The organism is Salipiger sp. PrR002, assembly GCF_010500775.1.
In the GTDB taxonomy this organism is placed as follows: Bacteria; Pseudomonadota; Alphaproteobacteria; order Rhodobacterales; family Rhodobacteraceae; genus Salipiger.
In genome coordinates this window covers 36517-51342 of record NZ_JAAGOU010000009.1, presented here as the reverse complement: position 1 = coordinate 51342, position 14826 = coordinate 36517, and the positions used below count along the sequence as shown (strand labels likewise).

General features: G+C 66.0%; 13 protein-coding genes and 1 pseudogene. 9 read left to right on the top strand and 5 right to left on the bottom strand.

Going from position 1 to position 14826, the window contains the following annotated elements:
- Positions 1 to 81 precede the first annotated feature (81 nt).
- A complete protein-coding gene (locus tag G0A00_RS11425) occupies positions 82 to 1215 on the bottom strand; it encodes an alanine racemase (RefSeq protein ID WP_164180471.1) in 1134 nt (377 codons plus the stop codon).
- A gap of 236 nt (positions 1216 to 1451) precedes the next feature.
- Between G0A00_RS11425 and G0A00_RS11420 the strand changes: the two genes are divergently transcribed.
- The 4 genes and pseudogenes from G0A00_RS11420 (at position 1452) to G0A00_RS11410 (ending at position 5218) form a co-directional block, all read left to right on the top strand.
- Entirely contained in the window at positions 1452 to 2420 is a 969-nt protein-coding gene (locus G0A00_RS11420) for a TRAP transporter substrate-binding protein (RefSeq protein WP_164180473.1), read from the top strand.
- 96 nt (positions 2421 to 2516) lie between these two features.
- A pseudogene (locus tag G0A00_RS26520) lies at positions 2517 to 3014 on the top strand (TRAP transporter small permease); the annotation flags it as partial.
- Positions 3015 to 3152: 138 nt separating this feature from the next.
- Positions 3153 to 4478 (top strand): TRAP transporter large permease, encoded by a 1326-nt coding sequence (locus G0A00_RS11415; protein WP_235952973.1) that lies wholly within the window; start codon positions 3153 to 3155, stop codon positions 4476 to 4478.
- 50 nt (positions 4479 to 4528) lie between these two features.
- Positions 4529 to 5218, top strand: a complete 690-nt coding sequence (locus G0A00_RS11410) for an aspartate/glutamate racemase family protein (protein WP_164180476.1) — start codon at positions 4529 to 4531, stop codon at positions 5216 to 5218.
- Between the two features lie 2 nt (positions 5219 to 5220).
- On the opposite strand, the gene G0A00_RS11405 is transcribed toward G0A00_RS11410, so the two are convergent.
- Positions 5221 to 5934, bottom strand: coding sequence for a TetR/AcrR family transcriptional regulator (locus G0A00_RS11405; RefSeq protein ID WP_164180477.1), 714 nt, complete (start codon positions 5932 to 5934; stop codon positions 5221 to 5223).
- A 130-nt stretch (positions 5935 to 6064) separates the two neighbouring features.
- Here G0A00_RS11405 and G0A00_RS11400 point away from each other — a divergent pair, with 130 nt between their 5' ends.
- From G0A00_RS11400 to G0A00_RS11380, 5 genes are all read left to right on the top strand, one after another.
- The gene (locus G0A00_RS11400) at positions 6065 to 6967 is read left to right on the top strand and encodes a shikimate dehydrogenase (protein WP_164180478.1); all 903 of its coding nucleotides are present in this window, start codon (positions 6065 to 6067) and stop codon (positions 6965 to 6967) included.
- A gap of 11 nt (positions 6968 to 6978) precedes the next feature.
- Positions 6979 to 7989, top strand: a complete 1011-nt coding sequence (locus G0A00_RS11395; RefSeq protein ID WP_164180479.1) for a DctP family TRAP transporter solute-binding subunit — start codon at positions 6979 to 6981, stop codon at positions 7987 to 7989.
- 114 nt (positions 7990 to 8103) lie between these two features.
- Positions 8104 to 8631: a TRAP transporter small permease gene (locus G0A00_RS11390; protein ID WP_164180480.1), complete on the top strand. Its 528-nt coding sequence runs from the start codon at positions 8104 to 8106 to the stop codon at positions 8629 to 8631.
- Between the two features lie 4 nt (positions 8632 to 8635).
- The gene (locus G0A00_RS11385) at positions 8636 to 9910 is read left to right on the top strand and encodes a TRAP transporter large permease (protein ID WP_066110091.1); all 1275 of its coding nucleotides are present in this window, start codon (positions 8636 to 8638) and stop codon (positions 9908 to 9910) included.
- 13 nt (positions 9911 to 9923) lie between these two features.
- A complete protein-coding gene (locus G0A00_RS11380) occupies positions 9924 to 11813 on the top strand; it encodes a bifunctional sugar phosphate isomerase/epimerase/4-hydroxyphenylpyruvate dioxygenase family protein (RefSeq protein ID WP_164180481.1) in 1890 nt (629 codons plus the stop codon).
- 78 nt (positions 11814 to 11891) lie between these two features.
- Here G0A00_RS11380 and G0A00_RS11375 read toward each other — a convergent pair whose 3' ends face one another.
- From G0A00_RS11375 to G0A00_RS11365, 3 genes are all read right to left on the bottom strand, one after another.
- A complete protein-coding gene (locus G0A00_RS11375; RefSeq protein WP_164180483.1) occupies positions 11892 to 12794 on the bottom strand; it encodes a nucleoside hydrolase in 903 nt (300 codons plus the stop codon).
- A gap of 114 nt (positions 12795 to 12908) precedes the next feature.
- Positions 12909 to 14396 (bottom strand): class I adenylate-forming enzyme family protein, encoded by a 1488-nt coding sequence (locus tag G0A00_RS11370; RefSeq protein ID WP_164180485.1) that lies wholly within the window; start codon positions 14394 to 14396, stop codon positions 12909 to 12911.
- 7 nt (positions 14397 to 14403) lie between these two features.
- The gene (locus tag G0A00_RS11365) at positions 14404 to 14817 is read right to left on the bottom strand and encodes a DUF3830 family protein (RefSeq protein ID WP_066110098.1); all 414 of its coding nucleotides are present in this window, start codon (positions 14815 to 14817) and stop codon (positions 14404 to 14406) included.
- Positions 14818 to 14826 lie beyond the last annotated feature (9 nt).

The window sequence follows — 14826 nt, the reverse complement described above, 5'->3', positions numbered from 1 at the left end:
CCCCTCGCCCTCTGCTCAGCACTCCACGGCCCCCGCTTCGGCGGGGGCCTTTTTCATTTGACCAATCGCGCTCGGACCGGCTTACCAGCCGCCGAAGCGTGCCCAGCTTTGCAGCGGGCCGGGGCGCGCGGGGATCACCGAATAGCCGCCGTGCTGCGCTGCGGTGGCACAGGCATGGTTGGGCAGGATGCGCAGCAGCGTGCCCACCGGCAGATCGGGCATGGGACCGGCCGCGCCGTCGCGCCGCGCGATGATGCCATGTTCCTGATTGGCCGCGGTGACGATCAGATCGGGGATCACCCGCCCCTCGGCGTCGCACACAATGCCATAGCCCTGATCCACCGCCTGCGCCGCCGTGCCGCGATCGCGTGACATCGCCATCCAGCCCGCGTCGATCAGCACCCAGCCCTTGTCGGGCTGATGGCCGATCACCGACGCCAGCACCGACAGCGCGATATCATCGGTCGTGCACACACCGATGCCCGCCATCACCAGATCGAAGAACATATAAACCCCGGCGCGCAGTTCGGTGACCCCGGTGAGGTCTTGCGCCGCATGGGCGGTGGGCGTCGAGCCGACGCTGACCACCGGGCAGGCCATCCCCGCCGCGCGCAGCGCCTCTGCCGCCGCCACGGTGGCGGCGCGCTCGCGCTCGGCAAATTCGGCATGGGCCTTTGCGCCCGACACGCCATAGCTTTCGCCCGCGTGGGTCACCACGCCGCGCAGCGCGCCTGCATCCGCCAGAATGCGCGCAATCTCAAGCAGGCTCGGGTCTTCCGCCGAGAGCCCGCCGCGATGGCCGTCGCTGTCGATCTCGATCAGCGCCGGGATGCCCGCCTCGGCCACTGCCTGCGCCTGCGCGACGCTGTCGAGGATCACCACCAGATCGCAGCCCCGCGCGCGCAGCGCCTGTACGCGCGGCAGCTTTCCGGGCGCGATCCCAACCGCATAGAGGATGTCGTTGTACCCGGCAGCGGCAAAAACCTCGGCCTCGGCCAGCGTCGAGACGGTGATCGGCCCCGGAGTGCCGCCGCTCATCCGCTCGGCCACCTCCAGCGATTTCGCGGTCTTCATATGCGGGCGCAGGGCAACGCCCAGATCCGCCGCATGCTGCGACAGGCGCGCGAAGTTGCGCAGCATCCGCGCCTCGTCAAGGATCAGCGCCGGCGTGGTCAGCCCTTCGAAAATGGCGGGATGTGTGGACGTGGGCGACATGGGCGGCTCTCCTTGCATTCTGGCCTGTCACGGCTTTGCGCGCTTTTTACCCGTTTCGCCCGGTTTTGACAGGCACCCGCCCGCCCTCAGCATTTGCGTAGCAACGATGCGGCAAATCCCGATGCGGCGTTCCAAAGGCGAAAAACTTCTGCAAACCTCGTTGCAAATGACTCGCCGATCAACATTGATGGCGGGACAGAACAATAAAAACCAATGCAACCACAGAGAGGTACACCATGAAGTTCACCGCAGCCGCGTTCCTGACGCTGACCACCGCGCTCGCTGGCGCCGCCTCGGCCGAGACCTGGGACATGCCGATGGCCTACCCGGCCAGCAACTACCACACCGAGAACGCCCAGATGTTCGCCGACGCCGTCAAAGAGTGCACCGGCGGCGAGCTGGAGATCGTGATCCACGCGGGCGGCTCGCTGTTCAAGGGCGACGAGATCAAGCGCGCCGTGCAACTGGGCGAAGCCCAGATCGGCGAGCGTCTGCTGTCGGCCCATGCCAACGAAGACCCGGTCTTCGCCTACGACTCGATCCCCTTCCTCGCCACCTCCTTCGAGGCCTCCGAAAAGCTGCGCGCCGCCGCAGAGCCGACGCTCGCCAAGGTGCTCGGGGCGCAGAACATCGTGCCGCTCTACTCGGTGCCGTGGCCGCCGCAGGGTCTGTATTTCTCCAAGCCGGTCACCACGCCCGAAGAGATGGAAGGCGTGAAGTTCCGCGCCTACAACTCGATCACCGCGGAAGTCGCCGAACTCGCGGGCATGGTGCCGACGCAGGTTGAAGCCGCCGATCTCAAGCAGGCGCTGGCCACCGGCGTCGTCTCGGCGATGATCTCTTCGGGCGCCACCGGCGTGGACGAAAGCGTCTGGGAAGACATGACCAACTTCTACGACGTGAAGGCTTGGCTGCCGCGCAACACGGTCTTTGCCAACAAGGATGCGCTTGACGGTCTGTCGGACGAAGCCCGCACCTGCGTGATGGACGAGGCCGAAGCCGCCCAGACCCGCGGCGCCGAGAAGGCAGCCGAACTGGCAGGCGGTTTCGTCAAGACGCTGGCCGACAACGGCATGGATGTGAACCCGCCCGCCGAGGCGATCACCGCCAAGCTACAGGAGATCGGCAAGACCATGACCGCCGAGTGGAAAGAGAACGCCGGCGAGAACGGCGCCGCGATCATCGACGCCTACGACGCCGAGTAAGGACAAGGCAACGCTGATACGGGGCGTCCCGGTCTTGCCGGGGCGCCCCTGCGCCATCCGCACCCGCGGTGTGGTGCCGGTGTTGCGGGCCCCGATATGACCTCTCAAGAGACCCTAGAAAAAGACCAAGAGACCACAGGAGGGCAGCCCATGCGCCGCATCTTGGACGGGATTTATGCCACGTCAGGTTATGGCGCCGCGCTGGCGCTGATCGCCATCCTCTGCCTTGTCGTGGCGCAGATGGTCACCCGTTGGCTCGGCATCCTGCTGCCCGGCGGCGCCAATTACGCGGGCTACGCCATGGCCGCGGCCTCTTTCCTCGCGCTGGCCGACACCTTCCGCCGCAACGAGCATATCCGCGTCGGCATGCTGGTCGAACGCGGCGGCGCTTGGCGGCGCGGCATCGAGATCTGGTGCTATACCGCCGCCGCCGTGGTGGCGCTCTTTTTTGCGTGGTACGCGGTACAGACGCCGATCCTCAGCCACAAGATCAACGACGTCAGCCAAGGGCAGGACGGCACGCCGCTGTGGATCCCGCAGATCGTCATGGCGGTGGGCGCGGTGCTGCTGGCCGTTGCGGTGATCGACAGCCTGATCGGCCTTCTATTCACCCCCAGCATGGGCGTCGACGCTCCCCGCGAGCCGCTTCTGCGCGACGCGCTCGGCTCGGTCAAAGCGCGGCTGATCCTTTTCGCGGCCTGCGCGCTGGTGCTCTATGCCGCCGTCCACCTGATGACCGGCTTCGACCGAGACGCGGTGGGGCTCAAGATCGGCGTCTTCCTCTTCGTGCTGTTCTTCCTGCTGGGCTCGGGCCTCTGGGTCGGGCTGGCGCTGATGGGGGTCGCCTATATGGGGATGATCGGCTTCACCCCGCGCAATCCCGGCAGTTCGATGAGCATCACCGTCTGGACCTCGGCCTCGAGCTGGACGCTGACCTCGTTGCCGCTGTTCATCTGGATGGGGGAAATCCTTTATCGCACAAGGCTTTCCGAGGACATGTTCAAGGGGCTCGCGCCGTGGCTCTCGCGCTTTCCCGGGGGCTTGCTGCACTCCAACGTGGTGGGCTGCACGGTCTTCGCGGCGGTCTCGGGCTCCTCGGCGGCGACGCTGACAACGGTCGGCAAGATGTCGATCCCCGAGCTGCGCAAGCGCGGCTACCCCGAGTTCATGATCGTCGGCACGCTGGCGGGCGCCGCGACGCTGGGTCTGATGATCCCGCCCTCGCTGACGCTGATCGTCTACGGCGTGACGGTGAAACAGAGCGTCACCGGCCTGTTCATGGCGGGCGTCTTTCCGGGGCTGGTGCTGGCAACCATGTTCATGGCCTATATCGCGATCTGGTCGGTGGTCCGCCGCGATCAGGCGCCCGATCCCGAGCCTGCGATGTCGTTTAGCGAGAAACTCCGCGCTTCGACCCTGCTGATCCCGGTGATCGCGCTGATCATGGTCGTCATCGGCTCCATGTACCTTGGCATCGCCACGGCGACCGAGGCCGCGGCCTTCGGGGTGATCGGCGCGCTGGTGCTGGCGCTGCTGCAGGGCTCGCTCAGCTGGCAGGCGTTCCGCGAGAGCCTCTTTGGTGCCACCCGCACCTCGGCGATGATCGCGCTGATCCTGATGGGCGCGAGCTTCCTGACGCTGGCCATGGGCTTTACCGGCGTGCCGCGCGCGCTGGCCGGGGTGATCGCCGCGTGGGACCTCTCGCCGGTGGCACTGATCGCAGCGCTGACGGTGTTCTACATCATCATCGGCATGTTCCTTGACGGGATCTCGGCGGTGGTGCTGACCATGGCGATCATCGAGCCGATGATCCGCGCCGCCGGGATCGACCTGATCTGGTTCGGCATCTTCATCGTGGTGGTGGTCGAGATGGCGCAGATCACCCCGCCGGTGGGCTTCAACCTCTTCGTGCTGCAGGGGATGACCCGCCACGATATGAGCTACATCGCCCGCACCGCGCTGCCGATGTTCCTGATCATGGTGCTGATGGTCGGCGTGCTGGTGGCCTTCCCCGGCCTTGCCACATGGCTGCCAGAGACGGTACAGGCCGCGCAGTGATCCCACGGGGGCCGGTGCGCCGGCCCCTGACCAACCGACAGGCTTCGCGCATGACGCCCTTTATCGGCATCCTCAGCCTCGACACGCAGTTCCCGCGCATCCTTGGGGACGCGGGCAATCCCGGCAGCTACCATCTGCCCGCCCGCGTGCGCGTGGTTCCCGGCGCGGGCAGCCCGGATATCGTCCGCAACGGACGCCCGGCACCGCAGCTGGTGGATGCCTTCCGAGAGGCTGCCGAAGAGCTGGCCGCGGAAGGCGCCTGCCTGATCACCTCCACCTGCGGCTTCCTGATCTCGGTGCAGCGTGAGATCGCCGCTGCCCTGCCCGTGCCGGTGGTGCTCTCGGGGCTGTGCCTGCTGCCGATGGTCCGGCAGATGACCGGCGGGCGCCCCATCGGCGTGCTGACCGCCTCCGCCGCCGCGCTGGGACCAGAGGCAATCCGCGCCGCCGGTGCCGCGCCCGAGGAAGTGCGGATCGGGGGCCTTCAGGACAGCGCCCTTTTCGCCAAGACCTTTCTTGCCGCGAAGTTCAGCCAGAACGCCAGCTTCGACCGGGCGCAGATGCAGGGCGAGGTCTGCGCCGCGGCAGAGGCGCTGATCACCCACGCGCCCGAAGTCGCGGCCATCGTGCTGGAATGCGGAAACCTGCCGCCCTATGCGGATGCGATCCGCCGCACCACCGGGCGACCGGTGTTCTCGATCCTCGACGCGGCACGGCTGGTGGTGCCTGCGCAGGCCTGAGGTCAGCCCGCGCTTTCCGAGCCACCCGGCGTTGCGGGACAGAGGCTGTCGATCCGCGCGGGATCCTTCAGCACTGCCGCCAGAATACCGCGCACCGCCGAACGGCGCAGCAGCGCCTGCCCCTCCTCGGTAAAGAGCGCCGGACCGAAGTTGGTCGAGAACGTCGCTTGGTTCGCCACGTTGAAAAAGCTCATGGCGCTGATCTGCCAGTGCAGCGCCACCGGCGAGATGTCCGGCAGGAACAGCCCCGCCGCGCAGCCCGCGCGGCAGATCTTCTCGACCACGCCGATCGCCCGTTCGTTCTTTGCCGCCAGCGCCTGCATCTTCTTCATGTGCCGCGCTTCGTGGATGTTTTCGATCATCACGAGCCGGATGAATTCGGGATTGCGCCGGTGATGGTCGAAGGTGAACTCCAAGAGCGCCTTCAGCGCCGCATCCGGCGGCAGCCCTTCGAGATCAAGCTCCGCCTCGCCGCCGCGCACCTCGGCATAGCACTCTTCGAGCACCGCCTCGTAGAGCGATTCCTTGTCCCCGAAATAGTAGAAGATCATCCGCTTCGAGGTCGTCGTCTGCGCGGCGATGTCCTCGATTCGGGTCCCCGTGAGGCCACGGCGGGCAAATTCTATCCGCGCGACACGCAGAATGTCGGCCTTCACCGCTTCGGGGTTCTGTTTCCAGCCCCGTGACTTTTCTCGATTTTCCGCAGGCTTTGCCATGCGCCCTCCTCGCGTCGTCTCTGCGTCCATCCTACATTTTTAACCCGCCGGTTCAATTCTCTTGACAATTTAACTGTTGAGTACAATTCTGCTGCCACTTGTGAGGCAAGCGAAGTTGGGGGAGGCCATCTTGGAGATCGCGCAAACACGAGAAGACAGCCTGCTTGCTGGCCTGATCGGTCAGGGCATCGCGCTGTCGCGCACCCCGCTGATGCAGATGGAAGAGGCACGCGCACAGGGCCTTTTCACCACCTATAAAAAGCTCGACATGGACGCGCCGCAGCGCAAGGACATGACGCTGGCGCAGATGGTCTCTGCCGCCGAGGCCGCTGGCTTTGACGGGCTGAACATCACCTATCCCTATAAGATCGACGTGATCGACCTGCTCGACGAGCTGTCCGAGAGCGCCCGCGCCGTGGGTGCGGTGAACACCGTCGTCTTTGAGAACGGCAAGCGGACCGGCCACAACACCGACATGTGGGGCTTTGCCGAAAGCTTCCGCCGCGGCCTCGATGGCGCCGATACGCGCCACGCGCTGCTGCTCGGTGCAGGGGGCGCAGGTGTCGCCGTGGCCCATGCGCTGGCCGATTGCGGCGTCGAGACGCTGTCGATCTTCGATACCGATCCGGCGCGGGCCGAGGGGCTTGCCAAGCTGGTCGCCAGCAACCGCCCCGGCACCAAGACGCAGGCGGTCAGCGATATTGCCGCGCTCTTTGCCGAAGGCCGTCCGAACGGTGTGGTCAACTGTACGCCCATGGGCATGGCCAAGCTGCCGGGCATGGCAATCGACGAAGACCTCATCGACGCCGATCTGTGGGTCGCGGACATCGTGTATTTTCCGCTCGAGACCCAGCTCATCGCGACCGCGCGCGCCAAAGGCTGCCGCGTCCTGCCCGGCTCGGGCATGGCGGTGTTCCAAGCGGTGCGCGCCTTCGAACTCTTTACCGGTCGGCCCGCCGATCCGGTTCGCATGAAGGCGACATTCGACGCCTTCGACCAGCCCGCGCAAGACGCGGCCGACACGAAACGCTGAGGGAGGAATTCATGCGTTCTATCACCAAGTCTCTGCTTGCCGTCACCGCACTCTGCGGCAGCCTCGCCGCAACCACCGCAGGCGCTCAGACCCTGCGCGTCGCGCACGTGGATCCTGACGAATGGACCGGCTCGAAGAAAGGCGCCGCGGCGCAGATCTTCAAGAACATCGTCGAGGGCGAGTCGGACATGACCGTCGAGCTGTTCCCGGCGGGCGCGCTCGGCAACGAAGACGAGCTGATCGCGCAGGTGCAGGACAACCTGACCCAAGTCGCACTGGTTTCCGGCGCCATGTCGAAGGTCTGCCCGGCGGCATCGGTGCTGGACATCCCCTACACCTTCTCCTCGGCCACCGTCGCATGGGACGTGCTGGACGGCGAGTTTGGGGACGCGCTGGCGCAGCACTGCCTCGAAGAGACCGGCCTGCGCACCCTTGCCTACGGCGAGACCGGCTTCCGCAACTTCACCAACAACACCCGCGAGATCAAATCGCCCGCGGATATGGAAGGCCTGAAGTTCCGCGTGCAGCCGATCCCGCTGTATGTGGAGATGGTGAAGGGTCTCGGCGGTGAGCCGACCCCGATCGCATGGACCGAACTGCCCAACGCGCTGTCGACCGGCGTGGTCGACGGTCAGGAAAACCCGGTTGGCGTGATCTACAACAACGGCCTGCACAAGCTGCAGAAATACATGACCCTCGACGGTCACGTTTACGCCGCCGACTTCATCGTGATCTCGGACGAGTTCTACGACATGCTCGAGCCGGCGCAGCAGGAAGTGGTCCGCAAGGCCGCCCGTATCGCAGGCACCATGGGCCGCGCGATCCAGCAGTGGAACACCGCGCAGGGCGTCGGTGCCGTGCAGGACGAAGGCATGGAGGTCTACGCGCCGACCGCCGACGAGATTGCGGCCTTTGCTGAAAAGGCGCAGCCTGCGGTTGTTGAATACCTGCGCGGCGAACTGGGCGACGACGCCGAGTGGATCGACCGTCTGCAGACCGCCGTTTCGGACGCTTCGCAGTAATCTGCGCCCCCTTTGGCCGGGCTGCAGTTTCGCGGCCCGGCTTCTCTTTTCGGCCTGCCCGGCAGGTCCGCCTTTTGGCCCGTGCGCTCGGGCCTTGTCTTCGGAGGAGCCACGATGGATCGTCTCACCCGTGCCGCCCGATGGGTTTTTGCCTTCGGCGCCGGCCTCAGCATGGCGCTGGTCTTTCTCATCATTTTCGTCAACTCGATCCGGCGCTACGCCGTTGGCCGCTCGGTTCCGTGGGGCGAGGAGTTGCCGATCTACCTGACGATCTACGGCGTGATGTTCGGCCTCGCGCTGGCCTATCTGAGCGACAGCCACATCCGCTTCACCGTGGTCTCCGACATGATGCCCAAGCGTGTGCGCCACTGGGTCTTTGCTGCTGCCGACGTCATGGGCATCGCCGCGGGCATCGGGCTGGCCTATGCGGGCCACGTCTTTGCCCTGCGCCGCGGCAGCGTCGACTCCTCGGGGCTGAAAGCGACCGCGGACGCGCTGGCGCAAAGCACCGGCATCGAGGCGTTGGTCTGGCTCGGCAAGGTCGGCCCTTACCAATATGCCGTTGCGTTCGGCGGGGCGATCCTTGCCATCGCGGCCACCCTGAAACTGATCCAGCGGCTGACCGGCCGCACGGAGGTCTGAGCCAATGGTCTATCTCATCCTGATCGGCGGCCTGCTGGCCGGTGCCCCCATCGCCATCGCGATCATCGCGGCGCTGCTTTATTTCATGGCCACCGGCGAGGCGCCCTATACGCTGCGCATCGTGCCGACCGAGATCTACAAGGGTCTTAACTCCTTCCCGCTGCTGGCCATTCCGCTGTTCGTTCTGGCGGGCGAGCTGATGAACGAAAGCGGCATCACTGGCCGTATCATCGCTTTTGCCAACGTGCTGGTGGGCCGCATGCGCGCCGGCCTCGCGCTGGTGAACATCTGGGCCTCGGTGATTTTCGCAGGCCTTTCCGGCTCGGCTGTGGCCGACACTTCGGCGATTGGCCGGGTGTTCATCCCCGAGATGGAAAAGCACGGCTATGACCGCAGCTTCGCCGCCGCGCTGACCGCCGCCTCTTCGGTGATCGGCCCGATCATCCCGCCGTCGATCCCGGTGATCATCTACGCGCTGATCGTCTCTGGCGTGTCGGTTCCGGCGCTGTTCCTCGCGGGCGTGATCCCCGGCATCCTGCTGGCGGTGTTCCTGTCCGCCTATGTCATGCTGACCGTGAAGGTCGACAAGGGCGACCAGACCGGAGATCTGGGCGGGCCGTCGAACGGACAGGCGCTGCTGCAGGGCATCTTGCCGCTGTTGATGCCGGTGCTGGTGGTCGGCTCGATCCTGCTGGGCATCGTGACCCCGACCGAGGCCGCGAGCTTCGCCGTCGGCTACGCGCTGATCCTCGGCCTTTTCGTCTACCGCAACATCCGCCTCTCGGCCCTGCCCCGGATCTTCTCGGGCGCCATGCGCGACAGCGCGGTGATCCTGATCATCATCGCCGCCGTTTCGGCTGCCAACTGGCTGCTCACCTACAACCGCGTGCCGAACATGCTGACCGACTGGGTGCTGACCAATGTCGACAGCAAGACCACCTTCCTGCTGGCGGTGATCGTACTTTTCCTCTTCGTGGGCCTGTTCCTCGAAGGCATCGCGGCGATGCTGGTGCTGGTGCCGATCCTGCACCCGATCGCCGTGTCGATGGGCGTCGATCCGACCCACTTCGGCATTCTGGTCATCTTCAACCTGATGATCGGCCTGATCACCCCGCCGCTTGGCCTGTGTCTCTTCGTTGCCGAAGGGGTCGCCAATGTGGGCATGGCGCGTCTGATCCGCTCGATCATGCCGTTCTTCTTTGTCGAGGTGCTGGTCTTGTTCATCCTGACCTTCGTGCCCGAAACGGTGATCTGGCTGCCGCGCGTGCTCGGCTATTAAGGAGGGACGACCCATGAAGACCGCGATCGCCACCGTCTCGATCTCGGGTACCCTGCCCGAGAAGCTCGAGGCCATCGCCGCCGCCGGGTTCGACGGGGTGGAAATCTTCGAGCAGGATTTCATCGCCCATGACGGCGGCGCCCGCGAGGTCGGCCGGATGATCCGCGACCACGGGCTGGAGATCCCGCTGTTCCAGCCCTTCCGCGACTTCGAGTGCCTGCCCGAGCCGCTGCGCTCGAAAGCTTTCGACCGTGCCAAGCGCAAGTTCGACGTGATGCAGGAACTGGGCACCGATCTGATCCTGATCTGCTCGTCCGTGCACCCGCGTTCGCTGGGCGGCATCCAGCGGGCGGCGAATGACCTTGCCGAGCTTGGAGAGATCGCCAAAGAGCGCGGCATCCGCCTCGGCTATGAGGCGCTGGCGTGGGGCCGCCACATCAACGATCACCGCGACGCATGGGAGATCGTGCGGCAGGCCGACCACTCCAACGTCGGCATCATCCTCGACAGCTTCCACACGCTGGGCCGCAAGCTTGACCCGGAATCGATCCGCGCGATCCCCGGCGAGAAGATCTTCTTCGTGCAGCTGGCAGATGCGCCGGCGATCGAGATGGACCTGCTCTATTGGTCGCGCCACTTCCGCAACATGCCCGGCGAGGGCGATCTGGACGTGAAACGCTTCATGCAGGCGGTGATGGCGGCGGGCTACAAGGGACCGATTAGCCTCGAGATCTTCAACGACCAGTTCCGCGGCAGCAACGCCCGCGCCACGGCGCAGGACGGCTATCGCTCGCTGATCGCGCTGATGGACGATGTGCGCCGCGCCGAGCCCGAGACCAAGATCGACATGCCCGCCATCCCGCCGCGCGTGCGCGCCGAGGATGTGAGCTTTGTCGAGTTTGCCGCACGCGACGGCGAGGTCGAGACGCTCACCGACATGCTGCGCACCTTGGGTTTCCGCAACGCCGCCAAGCACCGCAACAAGGCGATCACGCTTTGGCAACAGGGTGATGTGCGGATCGTGGTGAACTCGGAAACCGAGGGCCATGCGGCGCATGTGTGGAACACGCGCGGCCTGTCGGTCTGCGACATCGGCCTGCAGGTGTCCTCCGCCCATGACACGGTAGAGCGCGCCACCGCGCTTGGCTCGCCGACCTTCTCGCAGCCCACCGGGCCGGGTGAGCTGGCAATTCCGGCGATCCGCGGGCTGGGCGGTTCGGTGATGCATTTCATCGACGGAACCAGCGGCCTTGGCGAGGTCTGGGACGTGGAATTCGAAGCCACCGGCGAGGCAAAGGCGCCCGGCGCGGGCCTGACCCATGTGGATCACCTCGCGCAGACCATGTCGTATGAGGACATGCTGAGTTGGACGCTGTTCTACAGCACGCTCTTCGACATGGAAAAATCCCCCATGGTCGATGTCATCGACCCCGATGGTCTGGTGCGCAGTCAGGTGGTGGAAAGCGCCGCGGGTCGGCTGAAGATCACCCTCAACGGCGCCGAGACCCATCGCACCTTGGCCGGGCGCTTCCTTGCCTCCACCTTCGGGGCGTCGGTGCAGCATATCGCGCTTTCGACCGACGACATCTTCGCCTCGGTCGCGCAGATGCAAAAGCTGGGCTTCCAGCCGCTGCCGATCCCCGGGAACTATTACGACGATCTGGCGGCGCGCTTCGACATGCCCGACGGGCTGCTCGAGCGTCTGCGGGCGGGCAACATCCTCTATGACCGTGAGGGCGAGGCCGAGTTCTTCCAGGTCTACAGCCGCGCCTTCGCGGGTGGCATGTTCTTCGAGATCGTGCAGCGCGGACCGGGCTACAAGGGCTTTGGCGGGCCCAACGCCCCCTTCCGCATCGCCGCGCAAAAGCGCCTTGGGCCGAGCAAGGGCATCCCGCAGTCCTGAGCCACCACAAAGCAAAAAACCAAACGCCCGCCGGTTCCATCCGGCGGGCGTTTGCTTTGCAGCGGTGATCCTTAGGCGTCAGCCGCCGAAGGTCTCCATGAACAGCCGCTTTACCTCGACCGGATCGCAGGAGAGCGCGATCTCCACCTCGGGTCGCCCGGTGCAGCGCAGCGTGTTGCCGATCTCGGGGCCGTCCAGCGTCACCTGCAGAGGCGCGCGTTCGGTGCCGACGATCTGCGGCATGATGCAGGCCATCACCGCCAGCGGATCATGCAGCCCGCAGCCTTCGACCCCGACCGAGCGGTAGAAATCCAGATAGAAATGGCTCATCTCGCGCAGGAAAGCCCCATGCTCGGGGTCGCGTCGTTCCAGTTCGGCGAAGTCCTCGGCCCGCAGCAGCACCTGCATCGTCACATCGAGCCCGACCATGCAGATGTTCGCCCCGCTCTGCAGCACGATGTCGAGCGCATGCGGGTCGTGATAGGTATTGGCCTCGGCGTGGGGCGAGATATTGCCGGGCGCATCCAGCGCCCCGCCCATGAAAACGATGCGCTTTACGTTCTGGGCAAACTCGGGATCAAGGCGGATCGCGTCGGCGATATTGGTGATCGGGCCGATCGGGCAGAGCACAAGCTCGCCCTTATGCTCGCGCGCCATATGCACAAGGAACTCTGCCGCGGTCTCGTCCAGCTTTGCGCCCCTGTGCGTCATCTCGGGCAGGCTGCCAAAGCCTTCGGGGCCGTGCACGTGATGGCTCGGCGTCGCGGGCGGCAATTCCAGCGCCTTGGCCGCGCCTTCGGCCACCGGGATGTCGAGCCCGGCGCGCTCGACCAGATAGAGCGCATTGCGGGTCGCCTGCGCGACGGTGACATTGCCAAAGACCGTGGTCAGCCCCAGCAGGTCGATCTGCGGATGCGCCGCGGCGTAAAGGATGGCAAGGGCGTCGTCGACGCCGGGGTCGGTATCGATGATGAGTTTCATGCGTCGGTCCAAGGTCATGGGCGCCGGGAGGCGTCTCCACTTCCCGGCGAAATCCATACCGCTCTACCCCGCGGCACGGCGCAGGGGAACCGGGAAAACGGGCGTGCCACTGTCTCAGGCGGCGGCGTACTCAGCCCGCAGCGCCTTGCGGCGGATCTTGCCAAAGCCGTCGCGGGGCAGCGCCTCGCAGATGTGGAAGCGTTTCGGCACTTCCTGCGGGCCAAGGTGCTCGTGGCAGAAAGCGCGCAGCGCCGCCTCGTCGAGGGCGCTGCCCTCCTTCGGCACGACGCAGGCGAGCACCTTCTGGCCCCACTCCCGGTCGTCCACGCCAAAGACCACCGCGTCACCCACCTGCGGTGCGCGCAGCAGCACGGCCTCGACGGTCTCGGGGTGGACCTTCACGCCGCCAGTGTTGATCACATCGTCGCGCCGTCCGCCGAGGTAAAGGTACCCTTCCTCATCCAGCCAACCGACATCGCCGATGCTCTGAAAGCCGTCGGCATCGCGTTCGGGGGCCGGGGCGTCCGGGCCGGTGTAATGGCTGCGTCCCGACAGATCATCGGGGCGCATGAAGATCTCGCCCGGCGCGCCCGCCGGCTGCAGCTCCCCATCCGCGTCATAGATGCGGATTTCCGTCTCGAAGCCGCGCCCGACCGAGCCCTGATGGGTCAGCCACTCGGCGCCAGTAATGGTGGTCTGGCCGGTGTTCTCGCCCGAGCCGTACATCTCTGTCACGCGCTCCGGACCCAGAACCTCGATCCACGCCTGTTTGAGCCAACCCGCGCAGGGCGCGCCGGTGTGATAGAGCGCGTGCAGGCTGGCAAGGGTCGCGCCGCTGTCCTCCAGCCGGTCATACATGCGCACCATCATCGTCGGCACCAGCATGGCAAAGCCCACCTCATGGGTGTCGATGGCCTGCAGGGCGCGAACCGCATCAAAGCGTTCCATGAGCACCAGCCGATTGCCCTCGAAAAGGCCGTTCTGCGCCCATGTGAAGGGCGCGTTATGCGACATGGCCCCGCAGACCAACTGCGTCTGATCGCAGCGGAACCCCAGACGCGGCGCCACCCGTCCCCAGCTCGCGCCGGGCACACGGGTGAAGGGGCGGTCGTCGCACATCATCTTGGGCAGGCCGGTGGAGCCGCCAGAGAGCACGATCTTGCCCGGCAGCGGGATGCGATCCTCGACCGGCGTGGCGGGCAGGCCTGCCGCCAGCGCCTCGAAGTCGGCCAGCGAGATATCACCCAGCCCCTCGGGCTGCCCGATCACCAGCGCCGCGCCGCTGCGCGCTTTCATGGCGGCGGCGGTCTCGGGCCGGATGCCGGGATCGAGAACCATGGTCGTCGCGCCCACCCGCCAGACCGCGACGGCCAGCGCCAGATGCGCGGGGATGTTGCCAAGGGCGAAGGCGACCACATCGCGCTGCCCCACGCCGCGTGCGATCAGCGCGCGGGCGAACCCGTCGGCCATGGCATTGAGCCCCGACCAGCTCAGCGATTGCGCCTCGCCGCGCGCGGGCAGAAAGCACACCGCTTCGGCATCGCCGCGCTCGGCGGCCAGTTGGCGCAGCCGCGCGCCATAGCTGATCGGGGTTTGGGTCATGGATGCCTCAGACTTCCTCGAAGTGGATGTCCTGCGCCCCGTCCCACAGAACCTTGGGGCCGATCTCGGCCAGCTTGTCGAGGTTCGAGGTCAGGGTGATGAAATGGTTGCCCGCAAGCTGCCCCATCTTCGAGGCGAAATGCACGCCGCCGTAGGCCAGCAGGATCTCGGTCTCCGAAATACCGCCCGGATAGAGGATAAACTGCCCCGGTGCCGGATAGCTGGTGTGGTTTTCATACTCGACGCCGAAATCGGTCTCGCCGAGCGGGATCCACACGCCCTCGCCGCTCCAGCGCACGTGCACCACCTTGCTGGTATAGGGCATCTGCGCGCGGAAGGCGGCGACGGTCTTGGGCGCGGCCTCTTCCTCGAAGCGCGCGTCGAATTCGATGCCCGCGATGGTGACTTTGAGTTTGGTCATGGGATGGTC